The organism is Flavobacterium sp. GNP010 (assembly GCF_056428945.1).
The window spans coordinates 45,051-58,471 of record NZ_JBWJVK010000001.1; the positions used below are offsets into that span (position 1 = coordinate 45,051).

Here is a 13,421-nt window from a genome sequence, read left to right on the forward strand (position 1 = left end):
AAATTTAAGAAATGTTTCATTCGCTCCACCTTTTTTTTAGGAATAAATAAATTAATGTGCCTATTCCAGCTATTCGTTGCAAGTTCTCGTCTTGAAATCTTTTTTTCTATTGAGTCTGCAGGAGCTTCCTGCGGTCGCTCTGCCTACTCAAGAAAAAATAGATTTCAAAACTTCAAAGCTTTCCACTTTTATCTGGGGCAAAAAAATAAAAGATTTGAGGATTAAAAGATTGAAAAATTTCAATCCTAAACAATCTTTAAATTTTGGAATCTTTAAATATTTAAATTAAACCAATGACATCACAAGACGTACGCAAGCAATTTCTGGAATTTTTCGCATCAAAAGGACACGTAATCGTTCCTTCGGCTCCTATTGTTCTAAAAGATGATCCAACCTTAATGTTCAACAATTCAGGAATGGCTCAGTTCAAAGAATATTTTTTGGGAAACGGAACGCCAAAAAGCAACAGAATTGCCGATACGCAAAAATGTCTTCGTGTGTCAGGAAAACATAACGACCTGGAAGATGTAGGTTTTGATACTTATCACCACACGATGTTCGAAATGTTAGGCAACTGGTCTTTTGGTGATTACTTCAAAAAAGAAGCCATCAACTGGGCTTGGGAACTTTTGACAGAAGTCTACAAAATTCCAAAAGAAAACCTGTACGTTTCTGTATTCGAAGGGAATCCCGCCGAGAACGTACCATTCGATCAGGAAGCTTGGGATATTTGGAAGGAATTAATTGACGAAGACCGAATTATTCTTGGAAACAAGAAAGACAACTTCTGGGAAATGGGCGATCAAGGACCTTGTGGACCTTGTTCAGAAATTCACGTTGACATTCGTTCAGCAGAGGAGAAAGCTTTAGTTTCAGGAAAGAGTTTAGTAAACAATGACCATCCTCAAGTAGTAGAGATTTGGAACAATGTATTTATGGAATTCAATCGTAAAGCCGACGGTTCTCTCGAAAAATTACCTGCAAAACACGTTGATACCGGAATGGGATTTGAACGTTTGTGTATGGCATTACAAGGAAAAACATCTAATTATGACACCGATGTTTTTACACCACTTATTGAAAAAGTAGAACAAATTACGGGATTAAAATACACTACCAATGATGTCATTCTGAACGCTAGTGAAGAATCTGAAGAGCAAAACAAAACTAATATCGCTATTCGTGTGGTGGTCGATCACGTTCGTGCCGTAGCTTTTGCTATTGCTGATGGGCAATTGCCATCAAACACAGGCGCAGGTTATGTAATTCGTAGAATTTTACGTCGTGCCATTCGTTACGGATTTACGTTTTTGAACACCAAAGAACCTTTCGTTAATCAATTAGTTGGCGTTTTGGCGAATCAAATGGGAGAATTTTTCCCAGAAATTAAATCGCAACAACAATTAGTTACAAATGTAATTCGTGAAGAGGAAGCATCTTTCTTGAGGACTTTAGATCAAGGATTGCAATTGCTGGATAAAGTTATTGAAGATGAAAAAGGAACAACAGTAGCAGGAGCAAAAGCATTTGAATTGTATGATACTTTCGGTTTTCCAATTGACTTGACTGCATTAATTCTTCGAGAAAAAGGGTTGGAACTGGACGAAGCTGGTTTTACCATTGCAATGCAAGAACAAAAAAATCGTTCTCGTGCCGCATCTGAAGTTTCTACTGAAGACTGGTCTGTGTTGATTCCAGGAAATGTAGAAACATTTGTAGGTTACGATCAAACAGAAAGTGACGTGAAAATCACTCGTATTCGAAAAGTGGATAGTAAAAAAGATGGAGTTTTGTACCAAATCGTTTTAGATAACACCCCATTTTATCCAGAAGGTGGAGGACAGGTTGGTGATAAAGGAACGTTGGTTTCTGCCAATGAAACGATCGAAATCATTGATACGAAAAAAGAAAATAACCTGATTTTGCATTTTGCAAAACAATTGCCGGAGAATATAAACGCTGGTTTTGTTGCTAAAGTAAATCAGGATCTGAGAGGCTTGTCTTCTAGAAATCACTCGGCTACGCACTTGATGCACCAAGCCTTGAGAAGTATTTTGGGAACTCACGTAGAACAAAAAGGATCTTTAGTAAATCCAAACTATTTACGTTTTGACTTTTCGCATTTTGCTAAAATGACGGAAACCGAATTGCAACAAGTAGAAGATTTTGTAAATGCAAGAATCCAGGAGCAATTACCACTTATAGAAAGAAGAAGTATTCCTATTCAGCAAGCATTAGAGGAGGGCGCAATGGCGTTGTTTGGAGAGAAATATGGAGATACGGTGCGTGCGATTAAATTTGGCGAAAGCATGGAACTTTGTGGTGGAATCCATGTAAAAAACACGGCTGAAATCTGGCATTTCAAAATCGTTTCTGAAGGAGCGGTTGCTGCAGGAATTCGTCGTATAGAAGCCATTACAAGTGATGCCGTAAAAGCACATTTTGCTTCGTACGAAAACACATTAAATGAAGTAAAAACAGCGTTGAAAAATCCTCAGGATATTTTGAAAGCCGTTCATTCGATGCAAGAAGAAAATGCCAAATTATCAAAACAAATAGAAGCCTTAGTAAAAGATAAAGTCAAAAATTTGAAAGCGAGTTTAATTGCTGAAATTCAGGTAATAAACGGCATACAATTTTTAGCAAAACAAGTCGATTTGAATCCGGAAGGAGCCAAAGATTTGGCGTATGAATTAGGTAATTTAGGGAATAACTTATTTCTGGTTTTGGCAACAGCCGAAGAGGAAAAACCAATGTTAACGTGTTATGTTTCTAAAGAATTAGTGGCAGAGAAAAACCTAAACGCCGGTCAAGTAGTACGTGAATTAGGTAAATTTATACAAGGTGGTGGCGGTGGACAACCGTTTTTTGCAACAGCAGGAGGGAAGAATATTTCGGGTATTCCTCAAGCCTTAGAAAATGCAAGTCAATTTGTGAAGTAGAGTCTAGATTAAATTTATTTTCATAAGTTTGGATAGTAAAAACCCAAAAAAGTGTCTTAACTTTTTTGGGTTTTATTTTAAAATGAGTTAGGTTTTTTATTTAAATAGCATTTAATTTGTAAGAAATTTTTAATTAAAACCTTTTCAAATGAAAAAAATTTTATCCTTATTTGGTGCTTTTATAGTAGTACTTACGTCCTGTACGAATGATGATTCTGAAGAAAAATCGCTTTTACCTAAAACACAGATATACACGAATGCCTCTCAACCATTGGAGAATAATTCAATAACATATTCTTATGATGCAAACAAAATTGTTGATTATACGTATGATGACGGCAGTAAAGTAGTGTTTACTTATACGGGAGAACTTATAACAAAAGCAATTTATACTGAAATAGATGGAGCTAACGTATTTTCAACAACTACAACTTTTACGTATGAAAATAATAAATTGAAGTCTTTTTTGGAGGTCCCAGAAAACGCAAAAAGAAGAAAGAAAACTTATACTTATAATGTTAACGGTACAATCTCAACAATTACAGTTTTAATTGATCCAATTACATTGCAAGAGACAAAAGATGAATCTAGCCTATTAACTTTAGATGCTAATGGTAATGTAATTAAAGCGGAGTTTGATGATTTAGTAAATTTAGTTGATTATGACACTAATAACAGCCCTTTTAAAAGTATAACAGGTTACACTTTGTTGTTAGATTCATCTATTTTTGATCAGGAAACTAACTCAGTTAATAATATCTCAAAAGTTACAGAAACAAAGATGGGATTTTCTGCGAATACTTTTAATTATGTAAACACATATAATTCTTATAACTATCTAATTAAAGCTGTACAGGGTGATGAAACTTACGAGTACACGTATTAATAAAAAAAGTGTTGTAAAAGCCAAAGCCCTTTCATGCAGATGAAAGAGCTTTGGTATAGTTTAAGAAATTCCTAAATTGTACCCGATTGTATTTTAAAACTATTTTCTCTCACCAATCTGCTTTCGCCAGATGGCATAGTACAATTTTTTTTCTTTCAATAGTGTCTCGTTTTTATATTGTGTAATAATTTAGCCTTATTAATACTAAGATTTTATCATCATGCATACTAGTTAAAAAACGGCATACAATTCTTAGCGAAACAAGTCGATTTGAGTCCGGAAGGAGCAAAAGATTTGGCGTATGAATTAGGAAATTTAGGGAATAACTTATTTTTGGTTTTGGCTACAGTGAATCCCGAAGCTTCGGGGGAAAAACCAATGTTAACTTGTTATGTTTCTAAAGAATTAGTTGCAGAGAAAAACCTAAACGCCGGTCAAGTAGTACGTGAATTGGGTAAATTTATACAAGGTGGTGGCGGTGGACAACCGTTTTTTGCAACAGCTGGAGGAAAAAATGCAGCAGGAATTCAACAAGCTTTAGAGAAAGCAATTGATTTTGTAAAGTAGGACTTATATTTTTTATCATTGAAACCCTTTTAGAACTTAAATTCTAAAAGGGTTTTTTATTACAGGTAATTACAGGGTTGATTGTATGTAGTTGTTCTGCAAGTGTTTATCGATAGTAGTTCAACGATAAAATTGGGCTTGTGCCGATAATTATTGCGGTATTTACTTTAAATCTATAATTTTAAATTCGTTGCTGGATGTGATGGTGTGCTAACACCATGACTTTATTTTATGTAAGATGAAAAAATCAAAAAATATATTTTGGATGCTATCACTTTTTATAATAGCATTCTATTCATGTTCTAATGAAAATGTTAGTAGTCAAAAATTGCTACAGAAGATGGTGGAAACTACAGAAGATGGTCTTTCAGAAACAACTTTGTTTGCGTACGATGGAAACAAAATAACTTCAATTAACAGTCCTAATAGCCGTACAGATTTTACATATACTGACGGTCTCATCTCCAAGATTGTATTGCTGAATAAGAAAAATAAGATTAAAGAGATAATTGAATATTCATACGATCTAGGTAATTTAGTTCAAGTTGAATCTGAGGGGAAGTATATTATCAAATACATTCATAATCCAGATAAAACGATTGCTTATGAACGATTTTCAAGTACTACAAACAATCAAATACGTAAAGAATATCATGGTATTTTATCGGTTGAAAATGGTAATTTAATGTATGACAAACGAATTTTTGACAATGTTAAAGAAGGATTAATTGTTAAAAACAATAGGACTTTTAAATATGATCAAAAAATCAATCCAATGTTGGATATTTTTGGTTTTGAAAAGCTTTTAACCTGCGATGATTTAATGTCTGTCAATAATAGTCTAATGAGTATTGTAGAGGATAGCACTATTTATCCGAATGATCAAATTACTTCTTCTGCTAAAATGCACATTACTTTTTTTAAATATGATGTTGCAGGATATCCTTTAGAAAAAATTTCAGAAACAGCTGTGTTATCAAATGGGAAAACGGGATATCTAAAAACAGAATATTTCTATTAAAAAAAATGTTATCAAAACCCTTTCATTGGTGCCAAACGATGAAAGGGTTTTTTATACTTATGAAAAAAGATTTAAATTCAATTTTATTGTTCAAAATAATTGAAATTTGCATTAAATAAAACGGCGATGCATTTTAGAACCCAAATTCCAATTCCTAAAAGTAGTTCCACTTTGGACTATAATTCCAAAATAGTTTCATTAGGCTCCTGTTTTGCTGAAAATATGGGAGATAAATTCCACTATTATAAATTCCAAAATTTCATAAATCCGTTCGGAATCATTTTCAATCCAGTTTCTATTGAAAAAATTATCCACAAAGCCGTAAATGGAACATTATTCACCGAGGAGGATGTTTTCTTCTTTAATGAACACTGGCATTGTTTTGATGTGCATTCTGATTTGAGTAATTCAAGTAAAGAGGGATTATTAAAATCATTAAACTCCATACTCGAATCAACAAATCAGCAATTAACAGAATCAACACATAGTATCATCACGTATGGAACTTCATGGGTATATCGGAATTTAGAAAGGGATTCTATTGTTGCAAATTGCCACAAATTGCCACAAAAACAATTTAAGAAGGAATTACTTTCTGTTGAAGAAATAGAAAAGAGTATTACAAATACAGTAAAATTAATTCATTCTGTAAACCCTGATTGCACTATTATTTTTACGGTTTCACCGGTGCGCCACATCAAAGATGGTTTTGTCGAAAACCAATGGAGCAAGGCCAATATAATTAGTGCGCTTCATGGGACATTTTACTTTCGACTTTCGAAAATAAATTACTTTCCCAGCTACGAAATCATGATGGATGAATTGCGAGATTACCGCTTTTATGCCGAAGATATGTTGCATCCCAATCAAGTGGCAATCGATTATATCTGGAAACGTTTCGTAGAAACTACTATTTCTGAAACTGCTTTTGCCGTGATGGAAGAAGTAGAAAGTATCCAAAAAAGCCTGTCACACAAGCCTTTTAACCCAAATTCTGAAAGTCATTTAAAGTTTGAGTCCAAAGTCAGAGAAAAAATCACTACATTGGAGAATCAATATTCATTCATGAAATTTTAGTTATGCTTAAAAGAATACTTATTGCGGTAGGAGTTATAGTTGGAATATTTTTATTGTTTAAATATTGCGATTTTAAAAAAAATGAGGATCAAGACATCACCTATAATACGAATTTAATTCAGCAACAAATTCTCAACGTAGGGAAATTGGTTGTAACAGAAGGGCATTTTTCTGAGGTTATTACCTATAAAAATCAGCAAAAATACTTGATGGATATGCTTTCTTTTGAGAAAAAAGCGTTGGTAATTGTCAATGCGGATGTAACCGTTGCGTATGATTTGCACAAAATGAAATACGATATTGATGAGGTCAACAAGACTATTACGATTGTAAGCATTCCTAAAGAAGAAATTAAAATCAGCCCGGATATTCAGTTTTATGATGTAGAGCAAAGCAAGTTAAATCCATTTACGGGAGACGATTACAATAAAATTAATAAATCAGTAAAAGCAAATCTGGCTAAGAAAATTGAAAAATCGTCCTTAAAAACGAATGCTCAAAATAGATTGATTAGCGAATTGTCTAAAATATTGATTCTGACCAATACAATGGGTTGGAAACTGCAATACGAAGGGAAAGTAATCGAAAGCGAGAAGGATTTTGGAAAGCAAATAAAATTATAAATAAAACAGGAACCGCAAATTCGCAAATTATTAGAGTTGTCTATAATTTGTGAATTTGCGGTTCCTTTTTTTAAGCTTTCTCTTTATCAAAAATCAAGTCTAAACCACCTGAAATTAAATGTGCCACTTCGGGTCTTTTTTGTTTTAATTGATCCAGATAAACCATTATTTCCTGAAGTAATTGAGGTTCGTTTCGGTTTTTCAAAAGCTCAGTAATCTCAACTGCTAACAACCAATCGTTTGGATGATTGGCAACTAGTTTTTCAAAAATTGGAGCTAATGACGTTTGCGTATCATTGGTTACTCTTATGTTTCGAACCGTTTGGTATAAAATTTCAAGATCATCACGTTCCGCAGAATGTTTGGCTTTAATCGTTTTGCTAGACGGAAGATGAGAAATCAAGTCAAAGCTATTTACATCGGCTGGACCTGAGAAAGCAGAAGTCACTTTCTTTCCTACAGCCATATCATAAACGCCCCATTCTGGTTGAAATAAAACGGTTTTGCCGTGAGTCACAGTACAATTTTTAAAGCGAATCAGCGTGATTTCTCCTTGTAAGTTTCTGGAACCTGTAACAATCTCACCTTCAACAATAATACCGCCTTCAAACTCCAGCTTCACTGTTTTAGATTCTAAGATATCGTACGCATTTAGATCTTTTGGACTCATGTCTTCAATAGCAAGATTGATTCCTTCTAATTTTCCTATCGGGCTTCCAAAACCTTCTGGGTGTGTTGAAGTTCCATGTCCTACTAATTCTTTTTCTCGGTAAGCCAACGCTGTTTTTCCAGTTGTTTGTATGTAAATTGGTTTGCCTTCATGCTCAATAACCGAGCTGAAAATCCCCGAAATTTGTAAACCAGTACTCAATTCAATTGTTCCTAGAGCATTCGAGTCAATCAATTTATTAATTCCGGATAAACCACCGGTGCGCAACGCCATTTTATTCGCAAATTCCTCTAAAACCAAATTCAAATACGCAAATGTAGGCGTAACATACAACTGCGGTTGGAGCTTAGTAATATCAAAATTTTGTGTAGCAGCCGAAATATCATAAGGAATTTTAGTAACCTCAGGAGTCATGCAGTGCGCACTTTCGCCAATAGATGACAGCAATCCAGCACCATAAATCTTTGGATTTTCCACCGTTCCAATCAATCCGTATTCCACCGTCCACCAGTGAAGGTTGCGTATTTGGGCCATCTCAGACAGTTCTCCCATGTTGTTTTGTAAATCCTCGACTGCTTTTTCAGCAGCATCAATCGTAGCTTGTGGCGTATCCTCGGCCTCTTTCACAATCGAAAGCAATCGAATGGCCTCATACATTTCGTAGTCTTTGTGCGAAGAGATTGCTTTGCAGCCTATCTCTCCAAAACGGCGTAAGTATTCTGCATATTCAGGATTCGCAATAATGGGTGCATGTCCAGCACCTTCGTGAATAATATCTGGCGCAGGTGTGTATTCTATATGTTCCAGTTGGCGGATATCCGATGCAATAACAAGCACATTATACGCTTGAAACTCCATAAACGCATTAGGCGGAATAAAACCGTCTACAGCAACGGCAGCCCAACCAATTTCGGTTAAAATCCGATTCATGCCGTACATACTCGGAATGTTATCTACTTCAATTCCTGTTTTCTTCAAACCTTCCAAGTAGGAACTATGCGCCACTTTCGATAAATAATCTACATTTTTGCGCATCACATAACGCCATACTGCTTGGTTTATAGGCGTGTAATCGCTATAATCCTGAGGTTTAATAAATTGTCGTAAGTGTTGAGGCAATCGATCTAATAAAAGATTGCTTTCTATTGTTGAGTTCATATCGAAAACGTTGTAGTTCAGATGCAAAAGTACGAATTTCAGGAGCTATTTCCCGCTTTTCATTGCAAGTTTTTGCAAACCCGTTAGTTTTTCCAAAGTTCATAAAAGAGCTTCCTCCGGTCGCTTTTTATAAACAAGAAAAACAACAACGGCTTTCGCAAAAAGCTTTTCATTTCACTCGGGGCTAGGGGAGTTGAGGTTTGAATGTTATATTTTTTAATTTACTAATCCACTACCTCAAACACTAAAACCTGCGTTTTTTGTTTGTCAGAAAAATTATTATCGGTTATTAAAACCAGAGATTGATTGCCATTAGCCAGTTTTGGACCAAAAGTAATTCCCTCAACATTATCAATAAAAATTCCCAAATCATCCATATTCAGAATTAGTTTTTTTGAAGCTAATTTGAATTTTTGATTCTGTAAGGAAGGATAATCCGAAATATTGGTTGCATTATTCAAATCGCATAAAAATACTTTTACCGTGCAAGCTTGTGTCCCGGTCGAGTAGGAACGTTCTACTACCAGTAACTGATTTTTACCATAATACTGAATCGCCGAAACACCATTGACAGCAAAGCTACCTTTAGGATTGGGTTCAAGAGCAATAGGTTCTAACTGATAACCAAATTGTGTTATGTTCTTTTTAGTTTTGACATCAAATTGATACAATCTGATTAAACCTCCTTTGCTGGTAGTAGCTTGATCACCATCTTCAAATAAAGGTTCTTCAGTATGCGAGTATATCGTTTTGAATTTCGAATCAAATGCAATTCCTTCTAAAGTTCCATTATTTCTTGGCCCTTTTTCTACTTGTTGTATTTTTAAATTTTCTGGTAAGGTGAAAGCGTTTAGAAAATTTCCTTTTAAATCCATAAAATTCAACGAAGGGTTTTGCAAGATCTGCTTTTCAGCAGTAACAACTCGAGCGCCTTCGCTACTCCAAATCAAAGTATTTGTTTTTGGGTTGAATCGAATGTCTTCGGGATCTGCTGAGGTACTAGGAGTTGAATTCCAATTGCCAAAAGCAGTTCTACTTTCATTTTTTAAAGTAGTAACACTTTGAAAATTGACACTTTGTATTTTATTTTCAAATAGCGGAATTTTAGCGGTGTAAAACCTGGAATCGTTAAACATCGATCTGTCATCACATATCAGGTAATACAAATCATTTTTTTTATCATAATCTATACCTGACAAACCGCCTACTTTTGTATTTTGAAAAGTTTTATCGAAGGGGATTTCGATAACATTCATTAGTTTTAAACTGGGAATCGATCCGTTTTTAGTACTATTTTTTAAATTTGAACACGAAAAAATAAAAGAAGAAAAAATTAAAAGAAACGTTAATTTACGCATAGAAATAGTTGTTACAATTAAAAAAAATCAGATTGATACTTCAGATAAAATTTAGGAATGATTCTTTTGATTTTTCTCTTCGTTTCGGAAATATTCAATTTTGTAATTAAACATTTCTGCCATGTTCTTTGCACGAAATTTAGCTTCATCAGCTAGCGCACCAGTAAATAAACTATTGGTAGTTTGAGTAAACAGTTCCATCCAGCGATCAAAATGTTCTTTGGCAACGGGTAATTGTTTGTGAGGCGGAAAAGGACTTCCAGAATACGTATGTACTTCTAGCAAGATGGTTTGCCAAAAGCGATACATTTTTTCAAGATGTTCTGGCCATCGATTGCCTATTTTTTCATTAAAAATAGGACCAATGAAATCGTCTTTTTGAACTTGAGAGTAAAAAGTATTTACTAATAATTTGATGTCTTCGAGTGAAGCAATGTCGTTTTTTGCAGTCATAATTGGGTGTAAAAAAACCTACGCAAAGGTAGGTTTTTCTGTTTGAATCTTAAGAGAAACTATTTTACTTGCGGTGGATATTGTTTTAAAATCGCTGCAACAAATTCATTGATTCGTTTTTCTTTATCTCCCCGATTTTGGTTAAGATAACCGATACCTTCGCCTTGCCAAACCAGTTCTTTTTTCTTGGCATCTATTAAATCGATAAACAAGGTGCCTTCAGTAGAGGAAGTAGCAAAAGTATTTTGTCCACCCCACAAGAAAGGATTCCAACCCCAGCCCCAGCCGTATCCCCAACCCATATTGAATTGATTGACATCTATTTTTTCTCGTTCTTTAGTGAAAATATTGATCAATAAGTCAGGATTTTCGCTTTTGGTCATGCCTTTATTACTTAATTCACGATCAATTGCGTTCAATATTCTTTTTTTGTCTAATTGTGATATTTCGGCTTTGTCAATTCCGTTTTTGTGAAAAGCGTAGGTTTTATAAGGTGTAAAATCTACTTTGTTGTCAAAATCAGAATATACCCGAACAGAAGCGCAGGAGGCGAATACAAGTAGTAATACTGCGGTGAGGAGTTTGATGGTTTTCATAATGTATAGTATTAAGTATTTAACTGTGTTTTTTCAGTTTTAGAATTCTAATAAATCATCTGCAACTATATTAGGGATGGTTACTTTTAATAAAGGTTGCGTTTCCATTGCTCTTTTTATTGCAAAAATGGCACCTTCATTTCTTGCCCAGCTTCGTCTTGAAATCCCATTGTTTACATCCCAGAAAAGCATTGATGCTAAGCGTTTTGAAGCCTCATTTGAACCATCAAGAACCATACCAAAACCACCGTTAATTACCTCGCCCCAACCTACACCTCCACCGTTGTGAATAGATACCCAAGTGGCGCCGCGAAAACTATCTCCTATTACGTTTTGAATGGCCATATCAGCGGTAAAATGGGAGCCATCATAAATATTTGACGTTTCTCTATACGGCGAATCAGTCCCAGAAACATCATGATGATCTCTTCCTAAAATGACAGTACCTATTTCACCTTTGGCAATAGCCTGATTAAATGCTTCGGCAATTTTTACGCGTCCTTCCGCATCCGCATAAAGGATTCGGGCTTGTGAACCTACCACTAATTTATTTTCCTGTGCACCCTTGATCCATTGAATATTATCCTGCATTTGTTGTTGAATTTCTTCTGGAGCAGTTTTTGCCATTTCTTCGAGAACTTGGCAAGCAATTACATCTGTTTTGGCTAAATCTTCTGGTTTTCCCGAAGCACATACCCATCGAAAAGGGCCAAAACCGTAATCAAAACACATTGGTCCCATAATGTCCTGAACATAACTTGGATACCTGAAATCGATGTGATTTTCAGCCATAACATCAGCACCTGATCGAGAAGCTTCTAGCAAGAACGCATTTCCGTAATCGAAGAAATACGTTCCTTTGGCGGTATGTTTATTAATTGCTGTAGTATGACGGCGTAATGTTTCTTGAACTTTTATTTTGAATAATTCAGGTTTTTCAGCCATCATACTATTCGCTTCTTCAAAGGAAATATCAGCAGGATAATAACCGCCCGCCCAAGGATTGTGTAGCGAAGTCTGATCAGAGCCTAAATCGATGTGGATATTTTCTTGATCAAATTTTTCCCAAACGTCAACTACATTTCCTAGATATCCTATAGAAACAATTTCATTATTGGCTTGCGCCAAAGCAACTCTTTTTACTAATTCATCCACATTTTCTATCACTTCGTTGATCCAGCCTTGACTGTGACGAATGTGTGTAATTTTTGGATTTACCTCAGCACAAACCGTGATGCAGCCTGCAATATTTCCCGCTTTTGGTTGTGCTCCAGACATTCCTCCTAACCCAGAGGTAACGAATAAGCCTCCCTTTGGACTGCGTTTTATTTTACGAAAACCATTTAAAACGGTTATGGTAGTTCCGTGCACAATTCCTTGCGGTCCTATGTACATGTAACTTCCTGCCGTCATTTGTCCGTATTGAGAAACGCCTAACGCATTCATTTTCTCCCAATCATCTGGTTTAGAGTAATTCGGGATTACCATTCCGTTAGTGACTACCACTCGTGGCGCTTCTTTATGGGAAGGAAAAAGTCCCATCGGGTGACCAGAATACATGGTCAAAGTTTGTTCCTCGGTCATTTCAGATAGGTATTGCATGGTCAATAGATACTGTGCCCAGTTTTGGAACACAGCGCCATTGCCTCCGTATGTTATCAATTCATGCGGATGTTGTGCCACGGCGTAATCCAAGTTGTTTTGAATCATGAGTATAATGGCTTTTGCCTGTTCAGATTTTCCGGGATATTCATTAATGGGACGCGCACGCATTTCATAATCAGGACGCAAACGGTACATGTAAATACGTCCGTAGGTTTCTAGTTCTTCTGAAAACTCTTGAATTAATTCGGCGTGATGTTGCGGTTCAAAATACCGTAAGGCATTGCGTAGTGCCAGTTTTTTTTCTTCAGACGAAAGAATTTCTTTGCGTTTTGGTGCGTGATTGATATCTGTTTCGTAGGGTTTTTGTTTTGGTAAAACCGAAGGAATTCCTTGTTGTATTTGCTCTTGAAAAGTCATTTTTAAAAGTGTATTGTGTTGTTGTAAATCTGCATTTATCCAATTAAT

The 13,421-nt window shown here is 35.4% G+C and carries 10 protein-coding genes and 1 pseudogene; 6 read left to right on the plus strand and 5 right to left on the minus strand.

What is annotated here, in order from left to right:
• Window positions 1-293 precede the first annotated feature (293 nt).
• From alaS to AC061C_RS00265, 6 genes and pseudogenes are all read left to right on the plus strand, one after another.
• Entirely contained in the window at window positions 294-2,942 is a 2,649-nt protein-coding gene (gene alaS, locus AC061C_RS00240; protein WP_478289540.1) for an alanine--tRNA ligase, read from the plus strand.
• 148 nt (window positions 2,943-3,090) lie between these two features.
• On the plus strand, window positions 3,091-3,828 hold the full coding sequence (locus AC061C_RS00245) for a hypothetical protein (RefSeq protein ID WP_478289541.1): 738 nt from the start codon (window positions 3,091-3,093) through the stop codon (window positions 3,826-3,828).
• 237 nt (window positions 3,829-4,065) lie between these two features.
• A pseudogene (locus AC061C_RS00250) lies at window positions 4,066-4,395 on the plus strand (DHHA1 domain-containing protein); the annotation flags it as partial.
• A 265-nt stretch (window positions 4,396-4,660) separates the two neighbouring features.
• Window positions 4,661-5,416, plus strand: a complete 756-nt coding sequence (locus AC061C_RS00255; protein WP_478289542.1) for a hypothetical protein — start codon at window positions 4,661-4,663, stop codon at window positions 5,414-5,416.
• A gap of 126 nt (window positions 5,417-5,542) precedes the next feature.
• The gene (locus AC061C_RS00260) at window positions 5,543-6,493 is read left to right on the plus strand and encodes a GSCFA domain-containing protein (RefSeq protein ID WP_478289606.1); all 951 of its coding nucleotides are present in this window, start codon (window positions 5,543-5,545) and stop codon (window positions 6,491-6,493) included.
• A gap of 2 nt (window positions 6,494-6,495) precedes the next feature.
• Window positions 6,496-7,116 carry a DUF4230 domain-containing protein gene (locus AC061C_RS00265; protein WP_478289543.1) on the plus strand — a complete coding sequence of 207 codons (621 nt, stop codon included), beginning with the start codon at window positions 6,496-6,498 and terminating at the stop codon, window positions 7,114-7,116.
• A gap of 70 nt (window positions 7,117-7,186) precedes the next feature.
• Here the strand turns inward: AC061C_RS00265 and AC061C_RS00270 are convergent, their stop codons facing one another.
• From AC061C_RS00270 to hutU, 5 genes are all read right to left on the minus strand, one after another.
• A complete protein-coding gene (locus AC061C_RS00270) occupies window positions 7,187-8,944 on the minus strand; it encodes an aromatic amino acid hydroxylase (RefSeq protein WP_478289544.1) in 1,758 nt (585 codons plus the stop codon).
• A 224-nt stretch (window positions 8,945-9,168) separates the two neighbouring features.
• Window positions 9,169-10,200, minus strand: coding sequence for an esterase-like activity of phytase family protein (locus AC061C_RS00275; protein ID WP_478289545.1), 1,032 nt, complete (start codon window positions 10,198-10,200; stop codon window positions 9,169-9,171).
• A gap of 153 nt (window positions 10,201-10,353) precedes the next feature.
• Window positions 10,354-10,755: a group III truncated hemoglobin gene (locus AC061C_RS00280; protein ID WP_478289546.1), complete on the minus strand. Its 402-nt coding sequence runs from the start codon at window positions 10,753-10,755 to the stop codon at window positions 10,354-10,356.
• 59 nt (window positions 10,756-10,814) lie between these two features.
• On the minus strand, window positions 10,815-11,351 hold the full coding sequence (locus tag AC061C_RS00285) for a DUF4136 domain-containing protein (RefSeq protein WP_417976839.1): 537 nt from the start codon (window positions 11,349-11,351) through the stop codon (window positions 10,815-10,817).
• A gap of 39 nt (window positions 11,352-11,390) precedes the next feature.
• Entirely contained in the window at window positions 11,391-13,373 is a 1,983-nt protein-coding gene (gene hutU / locus AC061C_RS00290) for a urocanate hydratase (protein WP_478289547.1), read from the minus strand.
• Window positions 13,374-13,421 lie beyond the last annotated feature (48 nt).